At 33.8% G+C, this 24,854-nt stretch carries 17 protein-coding genes; 12 read left to right on the forward strand and 5 right to left on the reverse strand.

Going from position 1 to position 24,854, the window contains the following annotated elements:
- Nucleotides 1-5 precede the first annotated feature (5 nt).
- From AST99_RS17560 to AST99_RS17570, 3 genes are read left to right on the forward strand one after another with little or no spacing between them, the layout of a single operon-like run.
- Nucleotides 6-458, forward strand: a complete 453-nt coding sequence (locus AST99_RS17560) for a DUF1569 domain-containing protein (protein ID WP_057784013.1) — start codon at nt 6-8, stop codon at nt 456-458.
- A 16-nt stretch (nt 459-474) separates the two neighbouring features.
- Entirely contained in the window at nt 475-1,065 is a 591-nt protein-coding gene (locus AST99_RS17565) for an FMN-binding negative transcriptional regulator (RefSeq protein WP_057784016.1), read from the forward strand.
- Nucleotides 1,066-1,104: 39 nt separating this feature from the next.
- Nucleotides 1,105-3,666 carry a mechanosensitive ion channel domain-containing protein gene (locus tag AST99_RS17570; RefSeq protein WP_083495724.1) on the forward strand — a complete coding sequence of 854 codons (2,562 nt, stop codon included), beginning with the start codon at nt 1,105-1,107 and terminating at the stop codon, nt 3,664-3,666.
- A 111-nt stretch (nt 3,667-3,777) separates the two neighbouring features.
- Here the strand turns inward: AST99_RS17570 and AST99_RS17575 are convergent, their stop codons facing one another.
- Nucleotides 3,778-5,133, reverse strand: coding sequence for a UDP-N-acetylmuramate--L-alanine ligase (locus AST99_RS17575; RefSeq protein WP_057784019.1), 1,356 nt, complete (start codon nt 5,131-5,133; stop codon nt 3,778-3,780).
- Between the two features lie 53 nt (nt 5,134-5,186).
- Nucleotides 5,187-5,900, reverse strand: coding sequence for a tetratricopeptide repeat protein (locus tag AST99_RS17580; RefSeq protein ID WP_198151544.1), 714 nt, complete (start codon nt 5,898-5,900; stop codon nt 5,187-5,189).
- Between the two features lie 176 nt (nt 5,901-6,076).
- Between AST99_RS17580 and AST99_RS17585 the strand changes: the two genes are divergently transcribed.
- Entirely contained in the window at nt 6,077-12,271 is a 6,195-nt protein-coding gene (locus AST99_RS17585) for an alpha-2-macroglobulin family protein (protein WP_057784023.1), read from the forward strand.
- Nucleotides 12,272-12,335: 64 nt separating this feature from the next.
- Here the strand turns inward: AST99_RS17585 and obgE are convergent, their stop codons facing one another.
- Together obgE and AST99_RS18515 are read right to left on the reverse strand one after the other, a co-directional pair.
- Entirely contained in the window at nt 12,336-13,334 is a 999-nt protein-coding gene (gene obgE, locus AST99_RS17590) for a GTPase ObgE (RefSeq protein WP_057784025.1), read from the reverse strand.
- Nucleotides 13,335-13,391: 57 nt separating this feature from the next.
- Nucleotides 13,392-14,501: an adenylate kinase gene (locus tag AST99_RS18515; protein ID WP_083495725.1), complete on the reverse strand. Its 1,110-nt coding sequence runs from the start codon at nt 14,499-14,501 to the stop codon at nt 13,392-13,394.
- Nucleotides 14,502-14,663: 162 nt separating this feature from the next.
- Between AST99_RS18515 and AST99_RS17600 the strand changes: the two genes are divergently transcribed.
- From AST99_RS17600 to AST99_RS17620, 5 genes are all read left to right on the forward strand, one after another.
- Nucleotides 14,664-15,818: a 5-(carboxyamino)imidazole ribonucleotide synthase gene (locus tag AST99_RS17600; RefSeq protein ID WP_057784027.1), complete on the forward strand. Its 1,155-nt coding sequence runs from the start codon at nt 14,664-14,666 to the stop codon at nt 15,816-15,818.
- A gap of 33 nt (nt 15,819-15,851) precedes the next feature.
- On the forward strand, nt 15,852-16,331 hold the full coding sequence (purE, locus tag AST99_RS17605) for a 5-(carboxyamino)imidazole ribonucleotide mutase (protein WP_057784029.1): 480 nt from the start codon (nt 15,852-15,854) through the stop codon (nt 16,329-16,331).
- 171 nt (nt 16,332-16,502) lie between these two features.
- The gene (locus AST99_RS17610; RefSeq protein WP_057784031.1) at nt 16,503-18,533 is read left to right on the forward strand and encodes a M3 family metallopeptidase; all 2,031 of its coding nucleotides are present in this window, start codon (nt 16,503-16,505) and stop codon (nt 18,531-18,533) included.
- Nucleotides 18,534-18,655: 122 nt separating this feature from the next.
- Nucleotides 18,656-19,210, forward strand: coding sequence for a sigma-70 family RNA polymerase sigma factor (locus AST99_RS17615; protein WP_057784033.1), 555 nt, complete (start codon nt 18,656-18,658; stop codon nt 19,208-19,210).
- Nucleotides 19,211-19,212: 2 nt separating this feature from the next.
- Complete coding sequence (locus AST99_RS17620) at nt 19,213-19,467, forward strand: hypothetical protein (protein WP_057784035.1); 255 nt, start codon at nt 19,213-19,215, stop codon at nt 19,465-19,467.
- Here AST99_RS17620 and AST99_RS17625 read toward each other — a convergent pair.
- Nucleotides 19,464-20,210, reverse strand: coding sequence for a hypothetical protein (locus AST99_RS17625; protein WP_232301646.1), 747 nt, complete (start codon nt 20,208-20,210; stop codon nt 19,464-19,466). The genes AST99_RS17620 and AST99_RS17625 overlap by 4 nt on opposite strands.
- Before the next feature lie 208 nt (nt 20,211-20,418).
- Here AST99_RS17625 and gcvP point away from each other — a divergent pair, with 208 nt between their 5' ends.
- From gcvP to AST99_RS17640, 3 genes are all read left to right on the forward strand, one after another.
- Nucleotides 20,419-23,262 carry an aminomethyl-transferring glycine dehydrogenase gene (gene gcvP, locus AST99_RS17630; protein ID WP_057784038.1) on the forward strand — a complete coding sequence of 948 codons (2,844 nt, stop codon included), beginning with the start codon at nt 20,419-20,421 and terminating at the stop codon, nt 23,260-23,262.
- Nucleotides 23,263-23,372: 110 nt separating this feature from the next.
- Nucleotides 23,373-24,431: a 3-oxoacyl-ACP synthase III family protein gene (locus AST99_RS17635; protein ID WP_057784039.1), complete on the forward strand. Its 1,059-nt coding sequence runs from the start codon at nt 23,373-23,375 to the stop codon at nt 24,429-24,431.
- A 29-nt stretch (nt 24,432-24,460) separates the two neighbouring features.
- Nucleotides 24,461-24,854, forward strand: a 394-nt coding sequence (locus AST99_RS17640) for a class I SAM-dependent methyltransferase (RefSeq protein ID WP_057784041.1), incomplete at its 3' end; no start/stop codon positions are given.

Consider the following 24,854-nt stretch of genomic DNA (forward strand, 5'->3'; position numbering starts at 1 on the left):
TGATAATGAACTCTTTATTTGAAACAACCTCATCCCAATCTATTTTAGATAGATTAGATAAACTCACACCAGAAACTCCAGCACAATGGGGTAAAATGGATGTGTCCCAAATGCTGAAACATTGCCAAGCACCATTAGACATTGCGTTAGAAAACATAACTTTAACTTCAAAAACAGGATGGCTTCAGAAACAAATAATGAAACTTTTTAAACCCTTACTATATAATGACAAACCGTGGAAACAAGGTTTACCAACCGCTAAAGAATTAATTATAGACACACCTCAAGATTTTGATAAAGAAAAAACACGTTTAGTGTTATTAATTACAGAATTCTCTAAAAAATCTACCGTAAAAACATGGCCAAATCATCCGCTTTTTGGTTACTTTACACCCGAACAATGGGGCAAAATGCAGTACAAACATTTAGATCATCATTTAAACCAATTTAACGTCTAACTAAATTATTTCACCGTTGAGTTATCCGCCTAACATACATCAAGATTCCGATAAAAATCACCTGATAGAAGTGATTAAACATTACCCTTTAGCTACAGTGATTTCTATAAAAGACAATACGCCTTTTATTACACATTTGCCTTTAATTTATAAATCGGGCAAACTTATAGGGCATATAGATAAAAACAATCCTCAGGCTAAACTGCTAACAGGAAACACAGCAGTAACCGTTATTTTCTCAGGTCCAGATTGCTATATATCTCCGAGTCTAATGGGCGCAGAAGCCCTACCCACTTGGAACTATATAAAAGTACACCTTCAAGGTACTGCAATAGAAATAGAAAATGAAAATGCCATTAAACAATCTATGGTAGATATGACATCGTTTTTAGAAGCACCTGAAGAAGCTTATATTTTAGATTTTCATAATCCTAAAATGGACCAATTTGTAAATTATGTTATGGGATTTGAAATTGATATTACCCATTGGGAAGGCAAGTTTAAATTGTCTCAGAACAAAGATCAAGACATACAAAATCTGGCCAAACAACAGTTAATTTCTGTAAATAAAACCACTATAAAACCGTTTTTAGATAAGGTCTTTTAAATTTTATAACCTATTTTAGATTTATATCGTCATTAAAATATGCAACCAAACAGATTTAAATATCTAATTTGTATACTGCTTTTGTTCTCATCTTATGTAACAAAAGCACAAACCGACTTACTTTCAGAGGTAGAAATGGTCACCGGTAATTTAGATTCTACACAAACATCTAAACCCAAAGCTATTAGTTCTGTTAATATTGTTCAAGAAATTGAAAACACAAATAACGAGCTAAAATTAACTCAGAAAAAGGTCCAGATTCCAGAAAATATTAAAAAGATAGATTCTGTACACGCCGTACATTATCAGTTTTTATTACAGGAATCTAATACTCTAGAAAACTTTATTAAGGCCAGTCCTAATCTTCAAAAAATTGACAACCTTATTCTAAAATGGTACGGATATAAAAGCACATTATCTAGTTGGCTATCTACAGTAAACAATCAGGAAACCCGTAATTCCAGATATATTAATAACATTATTAATAAAGAAAAAACGTGGGAACTCAGTTATAAAAAAGCCATAGAAAACGATTCTCCAAAAGAAATTCTAGAGGCCATAAAGAAGGTTTGGGACAAGACAAAGCAGACTAAAGAACTCATTATAGACAACAATAACTATTATCTTATTCTTGAAACTGAAATTAATGATCAGATTAACGTTACCGAACAAGTAATGGAAGATCTAGAAACATTAAAAAATTCTCATGTTTACGACATTTTTTATCCGCGTCACGAAGCTTTATGGCACTCCACTTTTACTTTAAAATCTGAAAGCCCAGAAGATAAAGACAATGTAGAATCGATTAAAAATAACGTCTCAAGCTCTTACGAATATTTAAAAAACAGAAAAGGAACCATACTATTATACATCATTTTTTTAAGCGTAATTACCTTGTTTATATTACGATTAAAAAAAGGGTTTCTTAAATTTAAATACAAGGAAAGAACTAAACGTTTAGCACGTGCTAGAACAACTATTATACATCAAAGTAAGATTTGTATTCTATTTCTGTCTTTGTTGGTTTTGAAATCTATGTTTACAAATACACCTAAACTGTTTTCAGACATTACAACCTTATTAATTTTAGCTACAGCAATCCCACTTATGCGGCCATATATGCATAAGCAGTTTAAAGACATTGTATTTTTTGTTATTTTATTTTTTGTACTTAACTCTTTAAAATCTTACGTTTGGTTTACGTCTGGATTGTATCGTATTTATATTTTATTTGAAGCCATTGTCGTTATAATTGTGCTTTACAAATTCACTAGTCCATACAAAAGAATAAAAAACTTGGAAGTTGATGGTTTCGGAAAATTACTAATTCGTCTAACACCTATAATCTACATTTTAAGTGTCATTTCTATTATTTCTAATATTTTAGGCTACACAAATCTTACAGACATTACTTTAAAAATAAGTACACAAAGCGGAATAATAACAACATTTTTCTATAGTTTACTTATGATTTTTAACGGCATTGCCATAGGTGTAATTAATAGACATTATGGCGTAAAATCTACTTATGTAGAAATGGATCGTTTTCATATAGAAAAACAAACTATTAAAATCTCTAGAATTGTAGTCACAATAATATGGACTTTATATTTTCTAAGCATTATAGATGTTTTAAGTCCTATTCAAGAAACCATTAGTTATTCCTTATCAGAACCTTACCAAATAGGTAGTTTAACATTTACTCTAGAAGGGGTTTTAGGATTTATTTTCACCTTAATACTAACCTATTCTTTAACTAAACTAATATCGTTTTTAATAAACGATGGCGATGGTGTTTTAAGACTTCTTAAGCTTCCAAAAGGAATTCCTGCTGCGGTGTCTTTAGTGATTAGGTATTTTATTTTAGGCTTCGGAGTTATATTAGCACTCGGAGCATTGGGAGTCGATTTAAGTAAATTTAATTTAATGGCTGGAGCGCTAGGTTTAGGGATTGGTTTTGGATTACAAACTGTTATTTCCAATTTTGTGTCTGGGTTAATTTTAGTGTTTGAACGTCCTATTTTACTTGGAGATACGGTTGAAGTTAATAACTTATTAGGAACCGTAAACCGCATTGGAGTAAGATCTTCCAGCATAAATACGTTTGATGGCGCTGAAGTTGTCGTACCAAATAACAACTTAATTTCTAATGATTTAATAAATTGGACGCTCTCTAACAATACTAAACGTGTTGAAGTATTAATTGGAACGTCTTACAATTCTGACCCTAACCGCGTATTGGAAATTTTAACAGAAATAGCTACAGGAAATAAATACACCTTAAACGATCCGCCGCCAAGAGCTTTATTTAATGATTTTGGAGACAGTGCGCTTAACTTTAGATTACTTTTTTGGGTACATTACGAAGTCGGTTTACAAGCTAAAAGCGATATATCTATTAGTATTTATAACCGTTTTAAGGCTGAAGGCATAGAAATACCCTTCCCTCAGCGCGACCTTAACGTACGAAATTTGCCCGATAATTTAAATAAGTCTACGACTTTAGAAGATGACATCTCTACGGAATCAACACAAAAAGAAAACCAAATAGAATACTTACCAACACATAAGAATTCGGAAGAACCAGATAAGATGAAATAATAACATTTAATAATAAAAAAAGCGAGTTTAGATATTTCTAAAACTCGCTTTTTTTATTATAATTAACTCTTTACACTTTTTGGAATAATCAAGAAAGGTATCTTAACTTATTTAGTTAATAAGTGTTTTAACATCATTAAAATCTAATCCGCCATAATTTCCTGAACTCATTAATAGCAGGGAACTATTTTCAAAATTTTGGGCAAACAAAAACTGTTTAAACGATTCTGGATTGGTATAAATAACTAAATCGTCGCGTTCAAAAGCCTCTGCTATTTGCGTTTTTGTTACCGCGTCTAATTTTTTAATTTCTACGGCGTGTGGAGAGAAGAATACCACTGCTTTATCTGCAGCATCAAGAGTACCTTTATATTCTTTTAAAAATTCAGCATTTAAACTACTATATGTATGCAACTCTAAACAGGCTACTAATTTTCTGTTTTCAAATTGTGCTTTTACCGCATTTGTTGTCGCTTTTACTTTACTTGGCGAATGTGCAAAATCTTTATAAGCAATACTGTTATTACCTTCTGCAATTTTCTCTAAACGCTTGCTAGCGCCTTTAAAGGTTGAAATCGCTTCATAGAAGTCGTCTTCATCAATTCCCATATGCTGACAAATCCATTTTGCTCCTGCAAGATTGTTTAAATTATGCGCGCCAAACACTTCAATAGGCAATGGTCCTTCTGGCGTTTCTAATAAAGTTTCTCCATCTTCTACAATATATTCAGGAGTATGATATGGTAATTTTCGTATCGGGTTTTCAGACGATTCTACAACACGTTTTACAGCATCATCTTCTTCATTGTACGTAATACTTCCTCCGTTTACAATACTGTCGACAAATATTTTGAATTGCTCCTCGTAATTTTCATAAGTCGGAAACACGTTAATATGATCCCAAGCAATACCGCTTAAAAGTGCAATATTAGGTTTGTATAAATGAAATTTCGGACGACGGTCTATTGGCGAGCTTAAATATTCATCGCCTTCTAATACCATAAAATCATTGTCTTCTGTAAGTTTTACCATCACATCAAAACCGTCTAGTTGTGCACCAACCATATAATCTACATCGCGATCGTGATAATGCATAACATGTAAAATCATAGATGTAATGGTTGTTTTACCATGACTTCCACCAATTACGACACGTGTTTTATTTTTGGACTGTTCGTATAAAAATTCGGGGTAACTGTAAATTTTAAGTCCTAAATCCTGAGCTTTTAACAACTCCGGATTATCGGCTTTTGCATGCATTCCTAAAACTACAGCATCAAGTTGCGAATTGATTTTTTCTGGAAACCATCCAAAAGATTCGGGTAACAATCCTTGGGTTTGTAATCTTGATTTTGAAGGTTCGAAAATCTCATCGTCGCTTCCCGTAACGTGATAACCTTTGTTATGTAATGCCAAGGCTAAATTGTGCATAGCACTTCCACCCATGGCTATAAAATGTACATTCATAAACTTATTTTGAGGGTTGTAAAGATACAGGTTTTAATACGTTTTAAATAAGATTACTGACTAATCTCAGCTATTTTTTGCTGAAAATCGTCATCCTTAAATTTTGTAAACGCTGCTCTTAAAACTGTAATTGATTTATGGGTTTGATTTTGGTTTAAATAAAATGTTGCAAGCGTATTATAACACACTTTAGATTGTCCAACTTCTACAGCTTTCTTGTAGTGTTGTTCTGCCAATTTATAATCATGATTCTTTTCATAAATATATCCTTTGGCTAAACATCCATCAACTACAGATAAGGCCTCCAATTCGTTAGCATACATTATTGCAGTGGTTGTACTACCGCCTAAAACCCAAGGTAATTCAATGTAAATTTTAACCAAAGCCCATCGTGTATCAATATGCTTTGCATCTAATGTAGCGGCGGTTAAAAATGCTTCTTTTGCATCTAAAACCAACGGAATTGCTTGCATTTTACTTCCGTTAAGCGCTTTCATGGCTAAAGCACCTCCATATTTATAATAGTAATTTGCAACATCAGTATGTGCATTTATTAATACTCTATATTGAGATATGGCTGCATCCCATTTTTCTGTGTGACTGTAAGCATCGCCTAGCAATTCTATAACATCAGAATGTTCTATAGGCAATAAAGATTCTGCTTCAAGAGTAACAATCACTAAATCATATTTTTTATCGTTAAAATGGGCTTGTGCTTCTACCAAAGGTTGTTGCGAAAACATAGGCCCCGAAATGCTAAAAAACATAATTATAATACAAAAAACGAAACGATTCATAGCGCAAAAATAATCTATTTAAAAGCGCAATTAATTATACTTTTTTAAAATTTAAAGCCTAAAAAAAGAATTAACTTTCTAACATAAACCAAAAGTGGAACTGTTTTTGATTTCATTTTTTTGAAACAACACTAACCTTCTCTTATATGAAAATCTTTACGTCTTTAATTCTTACCCTATTCTTTACTAATATCAGCTTGTCTCAAGTCCCTAATTATAAAAAATTATGGTCGGAAGTTGAAACTCTAGAATTGAAAGATTTACCAAAGTCGGCTTTAGAAAAAGTAGAGCATATAGATAAAATTGCATTGCAAGCAGACAATCAACCTCAGCATATTAAAGCCATGCTATACAAAAGTAAGTTTGCTTTAGTCTTAAAGGAAGATGCGCAATTAGAAATTATAGATAATTTTAAATCTGAAATCGCAAAAAGCGAAGCACCCTCAAAAAATATTTTAGAAAGCATGCTTGCTAATTTTTATTGGGATTATTTTAAGCAGCACCGCTATCAGTTTTATAATCGGACCAAAACGGCTGAAAAAGTAGACGAAACAGATTTTAGAACATGGGATTTAAACACATTGTTTGCTGAAATTCAGCTACATTTTCAACATAGTTTAACAGATGAAACTATTTTAAAAAACACGGCTATAGACACATTCTCTGATTTAATTTTAGAACAGAAAAACTCCAAATTATACAGACCTACTATTTTCGATTTACTAAGTCATAATGCTTTAGAGTTCTATAAAAGTAATGAACGTAATATTACAAAACCCGCGTATACATTTACTATCGATAATCCTAAACTAGCGAGCCCAGCACAAACTTTTTTAGATCTTAACCTAGAAACTAAAGACACCACATCTTTAGAGTTTCAGGCATTAAAAATTTATCAAGATTTAATATGTTATCATTTAACCGAAAACAATATAGATGCACTTGTTACTATAGATATTGAACGTTTGTTATTTGTTAAAGCGCATGCTGTTTTTGAACATGCAGATGATTTAAGTATTGAAATGCTTAAAAAATCTGAAGCATTATATGGAGACCATTCTATTTCTGGATTTTATAATTTAGAAATAGCTAAAATTTGGAAAACCCAAGGCGAAAACTATGCTGCTAAAACTCTACCCGAAACACAATGGAAATTAAAAGATGCAGTGGCATTATGCGAATCAGTTATATCTAAATTTCCAAAAAGTAATGCGGCAGCATATTCGGAAGCTTTAAAATTAGAGATTCAACATCCCGAAGTCAGTATTACAAACGAATTAATTTTGCCAAACAATAGCAAATCTCGTTTTCTAATTACCTACAAGAACCTAGAAAATTTAGATTTTAAAGCTGCAAAAATCAGTCGTAGAGCGTATCTCTATTTTAACAATTTATTCTCTCAAAAAGATAAAGATAGTTTTGCGAACACACTTAACTTTAAAACTGCCTGGACCGCCAAGTTAAAAAACGAAGGCGATTTTCAAGAACATCGCACAGAAATTATTGTCCCAGAATTAGACAACGGTATATATTTAATTACTGCTACAGACCCGCTATCAAAATCTAAAACATATAACACACTTCAGGTTTCAGACATTGCTATTGTAAAAAAAGATAATCCTGAACAACTAACTTTTCAGTGTATTAACAGAACCACAGGAAAACCATTCACAAATACCAAGGTAACTATTCTTTATACCCACAATAGAAGTAAAAATAAAACAGAAACAAAAACCACAGATGCATACGGAAACTTTAGTATACCTAAAACTAATGAATACGTCAATTTTGACTTAACCATACACACTCCTAACGACACTGTACATTATGACGATTTTTATTTGGGCAGAAATTATAATCGAAATGAAGATAAAAATACAACTAACTACAAGTCGTTTGTGTTTACCGACAGAAGCATTTATCGCCCTGGACAAACCCTGTATTTTAAGGCTATAGCCATGCAGACTCAAAGTGGTGATAATCACGTCTTGAAAGATGAAACTTTACAAGCCACCTTATACAATTCAAATTACGAAGAAGTACAACAACTAAGTTTAAAAACCAATACTTACGGCTCTATTCATGGTTCATTTATTTTACCTAGTTCAGGTTTAAACGGTCAGTATAACATAGAAATTAAAGCGAAATCTGAGAGTAAATCTATGCTTTCCCGAACTTATGTTTCCGTTGAAGATTACAAACGGCCGACTTTTGAGGCACATTTTTCTCCAATTACAGATACTTACACAGTAAATGATTCTGTTAAGGTTAGCGGAGAAGCTCTGGCGTTTACAGGAAGTAAAATAACAAATGCTAAAGTAGTATATCGTGTAACACGAACTGCAGATGTACCGTATTGGTATTATAGATCGATACCGCATTATAATTCCGAATCTTTAGAAATTACACATGGCGAGACACTTACAGATGATGCAGGACAGTTCACCATCAATTTTAAAGCCATTCCCGATCTAGGTTTAGACAAAGCATTTTTACCTGTTTTTAACTATAGAATTACAGCAGATATTACAGACATAAACGGCGAGACACATTCTAAATCTACTACAGTTTCTGTGGGTTACCACACCGTAAAAGTGCAATTGACTATAGATCGTAAATTAGATAAAACGTCTAAAAACAATGTTGTAAACGTAAGTACGACTAACCTTAATGGCGCGTTCGCTCCTATTATCGGAACTTTAAAAATATATAAATTTATAGCTCCCAACCATGTCTTAAGACCACGACCTTGGGCTGTACCCGATTATAAAACTATAGACGAAGCTACTTTTAAATCGCTTTTCCCATTTGACACGTATCAGGATGAAGATAGAACAGTACTGTCCAAAAAAAGTGAACCTGTCTTTGAAAAAATAATAAATACAGAAAACACTAAAACGCTTAATTTAGAGCATACAAAACATTGGGAATCCGGAAAATATATTGCAGTATTTGAAAGTAAAAACAACTTAAATCAAGATATTACAGACCAGACCACTTTCGAGTTATTTAGTATTAAAGACAAAACGGTTTCAGACCATGGATTGTTTGAGATTAATACAAACAAAACAGAATATAAGCCCGGAGAATCTGTAGAATTAAATTTAGGTTCTGCTGCTAAAGATATAGTCGTTACTGTAGAAATAGAAAAAGACCATAAAGTGTATGCTCAGCACATCATCAACTTAAGCGCAAATAAAGAAACTATTAAAATCCCAGTATTACCTTCAGATTTAGGCGGATTTGCCATTCATTACAGTTACGCCGCTTTTAATAGTTTTAGTTCGGGAACGTTAAATATTTCCGTGCCTTATCCGCCTACAGATTTACAAATAGAAACTGAAACCTTCCGCGATAAAATTCAGCCAGGAAGTGAAGAAACCTGGCGTTTTAAAATTTCTGGACCTCAAGGCGAAAAAGTAACAGCAGAAGTGCTGGCTAGTATGTATGACGCATCTTTAGATCAGTTTAAATCGCATGATTGGTCTTTAAATGCTAATGCTTTACCAACCTATTATGCTTATAATAATTGGAGAGCGAACACTGCCTTCGGAACCAATAATACATATTTATATATTAATGTTCCGCATAAAAACATAACACCTCAAGGCTATGATGCCCTAAATTGGTTCGGATTTAGTTTTAACGGCAATAGTTGGGTCAATCGTCAGTATTTAAACAGAAAAAGATCTAGCATGAAAAATCCTTCACCATCAGCAGCACCTGAAATTATTGAAGTGGTTGAAGATGAAGAGGAAGTAGAAGAAATTGTCATGGAAGACACAGACGTAGCGTTTTCTAAAATCCGAGGAAATGCTTCAGTAGATAAAGATAGTATAGCACCTCTTTACATTATAGACGGTGTCGTATCACAAACCAATACGCTTAGTAAAGAAGATATTTTAAGTCTTGAAGTTTTAAAAGGTTCCGAAGCCACTGCCTTATATGGCGTAAAAGGAGCTAATGGCGTTATTATTATTACTACTAAAAATGGATCTACTTTTAACGATGTTAAAATCAGAAAAGACCTAAAAGAAACAGCTTTCTTCTTTCCGCAATTACAAACCAATAGCGACGGCGAAGTTAGTTTTAGTTTCAGATCGCCAGAAGCTTTAACGCAATGGAAACTACAGCTTTTAGCTCACACTCCAAGTGTACAAACGGGTCAGAGCACATTAACAACCGTTACCCAGAAAGAATTGATGGTTCAGCCTAATGCACCACGCTTTTTAAGACAAGGCGATGAGATCACCATTAGCAGTAAAATTGTAAATCTTTCAGAAAATTTACTAGAAGGGCAAGCGGTGTTACAACTTTTTGATGCTGTTACAAATGCACCTATAGATATTAATTTAGATAATATAAAAGCAATAAAGCCTTTTACAGTCCATGCAAACAACAATACACAAGTTTCGTGGACACTTAAAATTCCTGAAACTGTAGATGCTGTTCTATATAAAATTTTAGCAAAGACAGAAAAATTTAGCGATGGCGAACAAAACATATTACCTGTATTATCTAACCGCATGTTAGTGACCGAAAGTTTACCAATGTGGGTAAACGGAAACACATCGCGCACATTCCAACTCGATAAATTAAAATACAACAACTCTAAAACTTTAAAACACCATAAACTGACATTAGAGATTACTTCTAATCCAGCTTGGTATGCCTTACAGGCTTTACCATATGTTATGGAATACCCTTACGACTGTAACGAGCAGGTATTTTCCCGTTTTTATGCCAATAGTTTAGGAAGTCAAATTGTACATTCTAATCCGCGTATTCAAGAGGTTTTCAACTTATGGAAATCGAAAGATGCACTTATTAGCAATTTAGAAAAGAACGACGAATTAAAATCTATTCTTATAGAAGAGACACCGTGGTTACGCGATGCACAAAGTGAAGCCGAACAAAAGAAACGCATTGGTTTATTGTTCGATTTAAACACCATGACAAATTCACTTGAAACAGCTAAACAAAAACTAGAGCGCAACCAATTAAATTCTGGAGGGTGGCCGTGGTTTGCTGGCGGACGTGAAAACCGATACATAACACAACATATTCTTACTGGTTTTGGACATCTTGAACATTTAGGGGTTAATACAGACGCAAATGCTAAGATGCTTAGAAAAGCACTTCAGTTTAGCGACAAAGCTTTTATTAAAACCTATCGTGATATATCTAAATACAATGCAACTCCAGATTATGATGCGAATCATTTAACAAGTATGCAATTGCATTATTTGTATATGCGAAGTTTTTATACTGAAGACAAACCTTCTGAAGAACTTCAAAACATTATAAATTATTACAAGTCACAAATACAAACATTTTGGACTAAAAAATCTTTATACGACAAAGGATTGATGGCTTTGATTATGCACCGTTCTGGAGATAAAAAAACAGCAACGGCTATTATAAAATCATTACAAGAAAACAGTATTACAAGTGAAGAATTGGGTATGTATTGGAAAGCAAACACAGCATCTTGGTATTGGAACGCTGCTCCTATTGAAACCCAATCGTTATTAATTGAAGCGTTTTCAGAAATTGAAAATGAGACAAAAACTATAGATAATTTAACGAAATGGTTATTGAAGAATAAGCAAACCAATCGTTGGTCTACAACCAAATCGACTACAGATGCTGTTTATGCCATTTTACTTCAAGGCAGTGATTGGATATCTGTTTCAGACGCCGTTAACGTGACCATTGGAGATGAACCTATTCCTGAATCAAAACTAAAAAATAACGCAGTAGAAGCTGGTAGTGGTTATTTTAAAACCACATGGAACGCCGATGAAATTACACCTGAATTGGCCGAAGTTACCTTAAAAAAGAATACTACAGGAACTGCCTGGGGAAGTTTATATTGGCAGTATTTTGAAAATTTAGATGCCATTACCTCAGCAGAAACACCTTTACAATTAACAAAGAAATTATTTCTTAAATCGAATACAGATACAGGAGAAGCACTCAAAGCCATTGAGCCATCAACTAAATTAAAAGTTGGAGATTTAATTACTGTGCGTATCACTTTAAAGACAGATCGCAACATGGAATTCCTTCATATGAAAGATATGCGCGCATCTGGTTTAGAACCCGTAAATGTTTTATCGTCTTACAAATGGCAAGATGGTTTAGGATATTATGAAAGTACTAAAGACGCTGCTACGCACTTCTTTTTCGACAGTGTAAGCAAAGGTATTTATGTCTTTGAATATGATTTGCGCGTAAACAACTCTGGTAAAATGAGTAATGGTATAACAACTATAGAAAGTATGTATGCACCAGAATTTAATAGTCATAGTGAAGGCACCACTATAACTATTAAATAAGAATTATTAGTCATAAAAAAAGGAGCCTCAATGGGGCTCCTTTTTTTATATCATTTAGAAAGACTTAAACGTTAAGCATTTTCCAAAGTTTATCTTTTAATTCGGTAATACCTTGTTGGGCTACTGCCGAAATAAAAATATAGTCTACACCTAATTTTTCGTCAAGTTCTGTTTTTAATTCAGCTTTTAATTCATCATCTAACATATCGCATTTAGAGATGGCTATTAAGCGATCCTTATCTAACATTTCAGGATTATATCGGCGTAATTCGTCTAATAAAATTTCATATTGTTTTGTAATATCTTCAGCATCTGCTGGAATTAAAAACAATAATGTCGAGTTACGCTCAATATGTCTTAAAAAGTAATATCCAAGACCTTTACCTTCAGCTGCACCTTCAATAATACCAGGAATATCTGCCATAACAAAGGTTTGGAAATCGCGATATTCAACAATACCTAAATTGGGTTTAAGTGTCGTGAATTCGTAATCTGCAATTTTTGGTTTTGCTGAAGTAATAACAGATAATAAAGTCGATTTCCCTGCATTAGGGAATCCTACTAAACCAACATCGGCTAGTAATTTCAACTCTAAAGTCACATACTTTTCTTCTAAAGGTGTTCCTGGTTGTGCGTAACGCGGTGTTTGATTTGTAGAACTTTTAAAGTGCCAGTTTCCTCGGCCTCCCATTCCACCTTGACTAGCAATACGCTCTTCTCCGTGTTCAGTAATTTCGAAAAGCACATCGTTAGTTTCAGTATCACGAACAACAGTTCCTAACGGCACATCTAAATACACGTCTTCCCCATCTGCACCAGTACTACGCCCACTACTTCCATGTTCGCCATGTCCAGCACGTAAATGACGTTTAAACTTTAAATGAAAAAGTGTCCATAAATTATCGTTACCTCTTATAATAACGTGACCTCCTCGACCACCATCGCCCCCATCGGGACCTCCTTTTGCGACATACTTTTCGCGGTGTAAATGCGTAGATCCTTTCCCTCCATTTCCTGAAGTTAATTGAATTTTTACGTAGTCTACAAAATTTCCTTCCGTCATAATTATTTGGACTTTTCTAATAAAGTCTTTAAAATGTTATAAATAATAATTGATTACTTATAGTGCGTCTATAACTGTACTTAAACGCTCTGTAATCTCTTCTACAGAACCTACACCATCTACACCAAAGTAGCGATCTTGTTCTGAGTAATAATCTTTTAATATGGCTGTTTTAGAGTAATACTCTTTAATACGATTTGAGATTATAGACTCATCTGCATCATCAGAACGACCACTTGTTTTTCCACGTTCTAATAAACGTTCTATTAAAATACTGTCTTCTACTTCTAATGCAATCATAGCATTAATTTCAGAATCTTTACTATGCATTAACTCTTGTAAGGCTGCTGCTTGTGCACTTGTACGCGGAAAACCATCGAAAATAAATCCGTTAGCACCTGCATTTTTTTCAACTTCTGCACTCAACATTTCAATAGTTACCTGATCTGGAACTAATTCCCCTTTATCCATATAAGATTTGGCTAACATGCCTAAAGCGGTTTCATTCTTTATATTGTAACGAAATACATCTCCGGTAGAAATATGTACTAAATCGTATTTTTCTTTTAAGAAATTGGCTTGTGTTCCTTTCCCTGCACCTGGAGGTCCGAATAGAACTAAATTTGTCATATGTTGAGTTGTTTTAATTTGATATACTTCTGGTAAATTTCGACCCAATCCGTCGTAATCTAAACCATAACCCACTATAAATTTATCTGGAATTTCTATTCCAACATAATGAAGTTTAAAATCCTTTTTATAAGCGGTTGGTTTATAAAACAAGGTTGCAATAGTCAATGATTTAACATTTTCATTTTTAAAAATGCGGTGAATTTCGGCTAATGTTCCTCCAGTATCAATAATATCTTCTAAGATCACTACAGATCGTCCAGATAAATCTTGAGTTAGCCCAATTAAACGCTGAATGTCTTCTGTAGATTTTACACCTTCATAAGACGCCAACTTAATAAAAGTCACTTCGCATGGTTTTGGGTATTTTTTCACAAAATCGCTTACAACCATAAACGATCCGTTTAAAACCCCAATAAAAACAGGAACTTCATCTGCAAAATCCACAGCGATTTGTTCTGCCATTCTTGTTATGGCATCATCTATTTGTTTCGCCGTAATAAATGGCTTAAAAAATTTGTCGTGAAGCTTAATCATAAAATAACCTGTTTTTTGTTAATTCTTGGCAAAGATAATCAAATGAGACCTATAATCTAATTTAGAAAAAGGTTTCATGGTATTGATTCCTTAAATTTAGAATTAATTTCATATTAAAATGTATTTTTGTGACGTCTAAAACACGAGTAAAACTGTTATATAATGAATTATTTTTCATCAAATTTTAAATTAGGAATATTAGGCGGCGGCCAATTGGGTAAGATGCTACTTACCGAAACCCGTAAATTCGACATTTATACCTGTGTCTTAGATCCTAGTGAAGAAGCACCTTGTAAGGTAGGTAGTAATGAGTTTCATTTAGGTGATTTAATGGATTACGATACCGTTTTAAATTTTGGAAAACAAGTAGACGTTTTAACTATTGAAATTGAAAATGTAAATGTAAATGCACTTGAAGATTTAGAAAAAGCCGGTGTAAAAGTATACCCTTCTTCAAAAACCTTAAGAACGATTCAAAACAAGGCGGCTCAAAAATTATTTTATGTAGACCATAATTTACCAACAGCACCATTTTCTCGTTTTGCTTATACGGTAGAAATTGAAGATGCCATTTCTAACGGTGGTTTAGATTTACCTTTTGTATGGAAATGTGCGCAATTTGGCTACGATGGTACAGGAGTTAAAATTGTACGCGAGTTAAAAGATCTTGAAAATTTGCCTAATGTAGAGTGTATTGCAGAACAATTAATTCCGTTTAAAAACGAATTGGCAGTTATAGTATCTCGAAATGTATCTGGCGAAATTAAAACCTATCCAGTGGTAGAAATGGAATTTCATCCAGAAGCCAACCAAGTAGAGTACGTTATTTGTCCTGCAAGAATAGCTCCAGAAGTAGCTAAAAAAGCAACCAATGTAGCATTAAAAGTGGCTCAAGCTTTTAATCATGTTGGATTGTTGGCCGTAGAAATGTTTCAGACGAAGAACGATGAAATTATTGTAAATGAAGTTGCACCAAGACCACACAATTCGGGGCATCAAACTATAGAAGCAAGTTTTACTTCTCAATTCGAACAACATTTAAGAGCCATATTAGATTTACCTTTAGGAAACACTGCTAATAAGTTAAATGGTATAATGGTAAATTTAGTTGGTGCAGAAGGGCACACTGGCGATGTTGTTTATAAGAATATTGAAACTATTATGGCTATGGACGGCGTTACGCCACACATTTATGGTAAAAAACAAACACGCCCATTTAGAAAGATGGGACATGTTACTATTGTAAATGAAAACATTGCTACAGCGCGCAGCATTGCAGAGCAAGTAAAAAACAGTATTCAAGTCATTACAGAATAAAAAAGCAATAACAATAAAGAAAACATACATATTATGAGTAAAGTTGGCGTTATTATGGGAAGTAAAAGTGATCTTCCTGTTATGCAAGATGCAATAGATATATTAAAAGAATTTAACATAGATGTAGAAGTAGATATTGTATCTGCACACCGTACTCCAGAAAAACTATTCGATTATGGCAAAAATGCTCATACACGTGGCATACAAGTTATAATTGCTGGTGCAGGTGGTGCTGCCCATTTACCAGGAATGGTAGCCTCTTTATCTCCTTTACCTATTATTGGAGTTCCTGTAAAAAGTAGTAATTCTATAGATGGTTGGGATTCTGTTTTATCCATTTTACAAATGCCAGGAGGTGTTCCTGTAGCAACAGTAGCGCTTAATGGCGCTAAAAATGCAGGAATTTTAGCAGCCCAAATTATAGGAAGTTCAGACCCTAAAGTCCTAGACAAAATAGTACATTATAAAGAAAGTTTAAAACAAGCTGTTATAGAAACAGCCAAAACCTTATAAACACAAAAAAGCCTCGAATTATCGAGGCTTTTTTTCGCTATTAATCAATAAATTTTTTCAGAGTAACCAGCTCTTTTATGAAAAAAATCCTTGCAAAGATATAATAATTCTTAATTTTAAAAGTATTTAAAAACATTTTTTAACATTTATTTAGATAAAATCGAACAAAAAATGAATATTCTATTACATCCATTTCAAACAACATACAATACAGCTCCATTTTCCGCAATAAAAAATGAAGACTATTTACCTGCAATTACCACATTAATTGAAGAGACTAAAACAGAAATTGACAACATAACCTCTAATCCTGAACCTCCAACATTTGAAAATACAATTGAAGCTTTAGAGTTTTCTGGACAACAATTAGATCGTGTTACAAATATCTTTTTCAATTTAAATTCTGCAGAAACTAATGATGCCATTCAGAAAATAGCACAAGAGGTTTCTCCTCTACTTTCAGAATTTGGAAATGATATCACTTTAAACGAGGCTCTTTTTGAACGTGTTAAAGCCGTATATAACAACAAGGCCGACTTAAATTTGAATCCTGAGCAAATCATGCTATTAGACAAGTCTTACAAAAGCTTTTCTAGAAATGGTGCAAATTTAGTTGAAGGCAAAAAGGAGACACTTCGTAACATAGATAAAGATCTAAGTAAATTAAGCTTAACCTTTGGAGAACATGTTTTAGCAGAGACCAATGCATTTGAAATGCACATTACTAACGAAGCAGATTTAAGTGGCTTACCAGATGGCGCTAAAGAAGCTGCAAAGCAATTAGCAGAATCTAAAGATAAAGACGGATGGTTAATCACTTTAGATTATCCGAGTTATATTCCGTTTATGACTTATGCAGATAATCGCGAACTGAGAAAGAAACTGGCCATTGCTTTTGGTAAAAAAGGCTTTCATAATAACGAATTAGACAACCAAGACATTGTTCTAAACATTGTAAAAAAACGGTTTCAGCGTGCAAATTTATTAGGCTATAAAACACATGCTCATTTTGTTCTTGAAGAACGCATGGCAAAAACACCTGAAACGGTATCTCATTTTTTAAACGAACTTTTAGAGAAAGCAAAACCTGCTGCCCAAGAAGAATTTAAGTCTCTTGAAGATTTTGCAAAAGCATTAGATGGAATTGAGCGTCTAGAAAAATGGGATGCTTCTTATTATGCAGAAAAATTAAAACAAAAATTATTCGATTTAGACGATGAAAAATTAAAACCCTATTTTAAATTAGAACACGTAATTAATGGGGCGTTTAACATTGCTAAAAAATTATACGGTTTACATTTTGAAGAGATTGATACCATAGATAAGTATCATGAAGACGTATTAACCTATAAAGTTACAAATGAAGCAGGTGATTTAGTCTCTGTATTTTATGCCGATTTCTTTCCGAGAGCCGGTAAACGAAATGGCGCTTGGATGACTTCGTATAAATCGCAATTTGTTAAAGACAAAACTAACGAAAGACCACATATATCTATAGTGTGTAATTTCACAAAACCAACAAAAAGCAAACCGTCTTTATTAACATTTAACGAAGTCACTACATTATTTCATGAATTTGGTCATGCCTTACACGGCATGCTAGCCAACACCACTTACCCTAGTTTATCCGGAACAAGTGTGTTTTGGGATTTTGTAGAATTACCTAGTCAAGTCATGGAAAACTGGTGCTACGAAAAAGAAGCTTTAGAATTGTTTGCAACGCATTACGAAACTGGAGAGGTAATCCCAATGGAGTTGGTTACTAAAATAAAAGATTCTGCAGCATTTAACGAAGGTATGCAAACCTTACGCCAAATTAGTTTTGGTTTACTAGATATGAATTGGCATGGTATAGATCCTTCAGCAATTAGCAGTGTAAAAGCACATGAATCTGAAGCTTTCGAAAACACTAAATTGTACCCAGATGTAGCAGAAAACTGCATGAGCACCTCTTTTTCTCATATCTTTCAAGGCGGATATTCTTCTGGATATTACAGTTATAAATGGGCAGAAGTATTAGATGCAGATGCTTTTGAGTATTTTAAAGACGCTGGAATTTTTAACAAAGAAGTGGCAACAAAATTTAAAGATAACATATTATCTCAAGGAGGAACAGTAGATCCTATGACGTTGTATAAGCGTTTTAGAGGACAAGAACCTCAGCCAGAAGCCTTGTTAAGACGCGCTGGACTAATAAAATAATTTTGAAAAGTTCATAGTCTAAATGACTATGAACTTTTTTTAAAATGTTAAAGCTTACAAAAACTCACCTTTAATTCTAAAATAGTTTTGCTATTTTTGAAAACTAACTGACAACTTGTTATATGCCTGAACATAAAATCGATGCAACCAAATGGATAGACTCTTATTCTGACTACCTATATAATTACACCATTTCTAGAGTTAGCGATTCCGAAATTGCTAAAGATTTAGTTCAAGACACTTTTTTTGCCGGTTTAAAATCAATGAAAAACTTTAAAGGAGAAGCTAGTGAACGCACTTGGTTAATTTCTATTTTAAAACGAAAAATAATTGATTATTACCGTAAAATAAATTCTAAAAAAGGAAAAGCAGAAGTCCGCATGTCCTACTCTACCGATAGTGACGGAGAGGGAGAATGGCTAGAAGAACGTGTAGAAGATAAGTCTTACAAAAATGCAGAAGACACCTTAGAAAATACAGAACTTAGTGTTGCCATTTACAACTGTTTAGATAAGTTACCCCAAAAGCAAGCTCAAGTTTTTAAAATGAAGACCATTGAAAATTTCGACACAGAAATAATTTGTAATGAATTAAATATTACAGCGTCTAATCTATGGGTTATTATACATAGAGCGCGAACAGCCCTTTCAAGCTGTCTAGAAAAAAACTGGTATTAATTATGAATAAATTATTTATGTCTTGCGAAGAAGCCTCACATATTTGTGATAAGGCACAATACAACGAATCTACATTTTGGGAACGTTTAAAGTTTAGAACACATATTTTATTTTGTGGTTTATGCAAAAAACATTCCGCAGATAATCATAAATTGACTGAAGCTATAAAGCAGTCTAAAATTGTGTGTTTAGATAGTAAAACAAAATCTGAAATGAAAAAATGTTTAGAGCAGGAATTAAAAAACCAAAAGCTTTAATCGTTAAAAAACAATTCTAACCCTAACCAAACTAGAGGAATTCCTTCCACCCAAAACGCAGTATATACATCACTTTGTTCCTTTCTTGAAAAAATTATACTCAAAAGCAATATAATTGTAATAATAAACTGAACTAAAACGTAATGCCCTATTAAATGGGTCTTTAAAAATTCCAAAGAGAAAAATATTAACCCCAATACAATACCTAACATTTTAGTCCGATTTACCCCTATTTTCTGAGGTATAGTCCCAAGCTTTAAACTATCGTATTTTAAATCTCGAAGTTCAAAAGGCAACATTAATGCTATTATAAATACAAAGCGTTGTATAAAGGTTAAAAGCACATCGTCATCAAACGCATAATGCTCGTTAACTAAAGGTAGAAATACAGTTACCCCAGCCCAAACTAAACCTATTAAATACACTTTCAATCCGCTTATACTTCTCAAGTTCTGATGCTTGTCTACAAAAAATCGTTTTGGCAAAAACGGAATGGCATACATAAAAGTCACTGCTCCAAAACCACTTATAATTAACACTGTATTTAACTCTAGTTTAAACACAAAATAGCACATAAACAGAAAGCATAATAATGTAAACAACTCTATAACTCGTAACCAACTTGCCATTGATCTGCGATGCATTTTTGCCAAACCAAAATACTTGACAAAATTATACCCTACAATAGAAGCAAAAAATATAAAGCACAACATATTTACATCGGTAGGTAATCCGTATTTCATTAAGGTTATCGCTGCCAAAGAAAAGACAGATAACGAGACATGAATACTGGCATTGAGGTAAAATTTAAAGAGCTTTTTCAACATTATCATTTCGCTAAAATAAATAAACTATTATTAACGACCATCTTTAACAAAAATCTTTGAAAAATCGTACCAACAGTACCTAGTAAATTATGTATTTTTGCGGCGCAAAACACAATTATAATTTATGAATACAAATGCTTTCTCATTGCGTCATATTGGTCCTAGAGAAGCGGACCAAAAACAAATGTTAAACACCATAGGCGTAGATAGTCTAGATCAACTTATATACGAGACGCTTCCTGATGGTATCCGTTTAAAAAAGCCTCTTAACTTAGACGCTCCAATGAGCGAGCACGAGTACTTAACTCACATTCATGAGTTATCAAATCAAAATAAATTATTCAAATCCTATATTGGTTTAGGCTACCATCCAACCATTTTACCTGCTGTTATTCAACGTAACATTTTAGAAAATCCAGGTTGGTATACAGCATACACACCATATCAAGCAGAAATTGCTCAAGGGCGCTTAGAAGCTCTATTAAATTTCCAAACCATGATTACAGATCTTACGGGAATGGAAATTGCGAATGCGTCTTTATTAGACGAAAGTACTGCTGCTGCAGAAGCTATGAGTTTACTATTTTCGGTTCGCGATCGTGCTCAGAAAAAAAATGGTGTAAATAAGTTTTTTGTTTCAGAGTCTGTTTTACCTCAAACCTTAGCATTATTACAAAGCCGTTCAAATCCTATTGGAATAGAATTGGTTATTGGAGACGAAACTACTTTCGATTATAATTCAGATTTCTTTGGAGCCATACTACAATATCCTGGTAAAGACGGATTAATTAGCGATATTAAAACATTTATAGAACGTGCTAACGCTGCGAATATTAAAGTGGCGGTAGCTGCAGATATTTTAAGTTTAGTAAAACTTGAAGCTCCAGGTAAATTCGGAGCAGATGTTGTGGTTGGTACAACACAACGCTTTGGTGTCCCTATGGGATATGGAGGACCACATGCAGCCTATTTTGCAACTAAAGAAGCTTACAAACGTGATCTTCCTGGTCGTATTATTGGTGTTACTAAAGATATGAATGGTAACCGTGCGTTACGTATGGCGTTACAAACCCGTGAGCAACATATAAAAAGAGATAAAGCAACTTCTAACATTTGTACTGCTCAAGTTTTATTAGCAGTGATGGCTGGAATGTATGCCGTATATCACGGTCCAAAAGGCTTAGAATTTATTGCTAATGCTGTTCACGATAAAGCATCAGCATTATCAGAAGCTCTAAAAACTATCGGTTTTAAACAAAAGAACGGCACTTTCTTCGATACTTTAAATATTGAAGCAGATGCAGAAAAAATAAAGGCAATTGCTGAAGCTAAAGAAATTAACTTCTTTTATCCGCATGCCGATGCCGTTTCTATCTCTATTAACGAAACGACTTCTATTTCAGATTTAAATGCTATAGTAAGCGTATTTGCTGAAGTTATAAAAGCAGATGCTGCACCTATTGAAACCATAATAGGAGCTAATAACATACACGAAAGTTTACAACGTAAATCTGAGTTCTTAACTACAGACGTTTTTAATGCTCATCATTCCGAAACAGAATTAATGCGCTACATTAAGAAACTTGAGCGTAAAGATTTATCGTTAAATCACTCTATGATTTCTTTAGGATCTTGTACCATGAAATTAAATGCGGCTTCAGAAATGCTACCGTTAAGTTGGGCAAATTGGGGAAGCATTCACCCATTCGCTCCAATAGATCAAGTACAAGGTTACCAAACCATGCTAAAAGCTTTAGAAGATCAGTTAACAGAAATTACTGGTTTTGCTGCAACCTCTTTACAACCTAATTCTGGAGCTCAAGGAGAATATGCTGGCTTAATGGTTATTAAAGCATATCATGAATCTCGCAGAGACACGCACAGAAATATTTGTTTAATTCCATCATCGGCACACGGAACTAATCCTGCAAGTGCTGTTATGGCTGGAATGAAAGTGGTGGTTACAAAGTCGACTGCAGAAGGAAATATAGATGTAGACGATTTACGAGAAAAAGCAGAATTACATAAAGACAATTTATCATGTTTAATGGTAACTTACCCATCTACGCATGGTGTGTACGAATCTGCTATAAAAGAAATCACACAAATTATTCACGATAACGGCGGACAAGTATATATGGATGGTGCCAACATGAATGCTCAAGTTGGATTAACAAATCCTGGAAATATTGGAGCAGACGTTTGTCACTTAAATCTACATAAAACCTTTGCTATTCCTCATGGTGGTGGTGGTCCTGGTGTAGGTCCAATTTGTGTTGCAAAACAATTGGTTCCATTTTTACCTGGAAACCCAGTTATTAAAACAGGCGGAGAACATGCTATAAAAGCAATTTCTGCAGCACCTTTCGGATCGTCTTTAGTATGTTTAATATCTTACGGATATATAAAAATGCTAGGAACTAAAGGATTAGAAGATTCTACAAAAGCAGCAATACTAAATGCAAACTATATTAAGAATCGTTTACAAGGTCAGTTTGACACCTTATATTCTGGAGAATGCGGACGTGCAGCACATGAAATGATTGTGGATTGTAGACCATTTAAAGAACACGGTATAGAAGTTACAGATATCGCTAAGCGTTTAATGGATTACGGTTTTCATGCTCCAACAGTATCTTTCCCTGTAGCAGGAACTTTAATGATTGAACCTACAGAAAGTGAAAGTAAGCAAGAAATGGATCGTTTTTGTGATGCGCTTATTTCAATTAAAAAAGAAATAGATTCGGCTTCTAAAGACGAGCCTAATAACGTGTTAAAAAATGCACCACACACTATGGATATGCTAACAGCTAGCACATGGGATTTTCCATATTCTAGAGAAACAGCAGCCTTCCCATTAGAGTATGTACGCGACAATAAATTTTGGCCAACAGTACGTCGTGTAGATGATGCTTTTGGAGATAGAAATTTAATCTGTACATGTGCACCAATTGAAGATTATATGTAATAAAATAGCGATTTGAACATCGTAAATTACACCTAAATAAGCATTGCCTTTATAGTAATTGTGAGTATCTTCATAGAGACAAAACAAGCTGTAAAGGCAATTTTTTTTTAATGAGCATAAAAATCACAGGAACAGGAAGTTACATACCTTCTATTGTTCAAAAAAACGACGATTTCATCAATCATTCGTTCCTGAATAATGATGGAACTAACTTCGAAAATGACAATACTGTCATAATTGAAAAATTTAAATCTATAACTGGCATATCTGAACGTCGTTATGCAAAGGACGAATTCACATCTTCAGACATTGGTTTTTTAGCCGCAGAAAAAGCAATAGCGAATGCAAACATAGATCCGGAAACTTTAGATTATATTATTTTCGCTCACAATTTTGGAGACATTAAATCCGGAACCACACAAAGTGACATGCTTCCTAGTTTAGCCGTTCGCGTTAAACACAAACTTCGTATTAAAAATCCTAAATGTATTGCTTACGATTTATTGTTTGGCTGTCCAGGTTGGATAGAAGGTGTTATTCAAGCACAAGCTTTTATTAAAGCAGGAATCGCTAAACGTTGTTTGGTAATTGGTTCGGAGACGCTTTCTAGAGTTGTAGACAAACACGATCGCGATGCCATGATTTTTTCTGATGGCGCTGGGGCATGTGTATTAGAAGACACAACTGAAGAAGGAGGAATCTTATCACACATCACAGAAAGTTATACCTACAGTGATGCTTTTCATTTATCGTATGGCCCGTCATTTAATAAAGACTTGAAAGACGACACCATGTACATTAAAATGGATGGTCGTAAAATTTATGAATTCGCATTAACTCACGTCCCTGCTGCAATGAAAGCCTGTTTAGATGCTAGCGGAGTAGGTATAGCCGATGTAAAAAAAGTATTTATACATCAAGCCAATGAAAAAATGGACGATGCAATTCTAAAACGTTTTTACCGTCAATACAAAACTAAAATTCCTGAACACATCATGCCAATGACTATTGGAAATCTAGGAAATAGTTCTGTAGCCACAGTACCTACTTTACTAGATGTGGTAAGACATAATAAATTAGAAAATCATAGCCTTAACACAGGCGATGTTATTATATTTGCAAGCGTTGGTGCAGGAATGCATATTAACGCCATTGTATACAAATATTAAAAGTACCGCTTATGCGGAAATAGAATACCATGTACGAAAGTCACTTTCCGCATAAGCGCTATAAAAATACTATTGAATTCTTAGAACAACACGTTACTAAAGATTCTAAAATTTTAGATTTAGGTGTGGTAAATCCATTTACACAAGTTATGGAAGACCACGGATTTCAAGTTCAAAACACCTCTGGTGAAGATCTAGATTTAGACACCACTGCCCTGCTACATTCGGATGCCAATGTGGTAACCGCTTTTGAAATATTCGAGCACCTCTTATCTCCTTTTACCGTTTTAAAAGATATTAAAGCAGACAAACTTGTTGCAAGTGTCCCGCTTAAATTATGGTTTGCAGAAGCCTATAGAAGTAAAACGGATATGCGAGACAGACATTACCACGAGTTTGAAGATTGGCAGTTTGATTGGCTAT

The organism is Formosa algae, from assembly GCF_001439665.1.
GTDB classification, from domain to species: domain Bacteria; phylum Bacteroidota; class Bacteroidia; order Flavobacteriales; family Flavobacteriaceae; genus Formosa; species Formosa algae.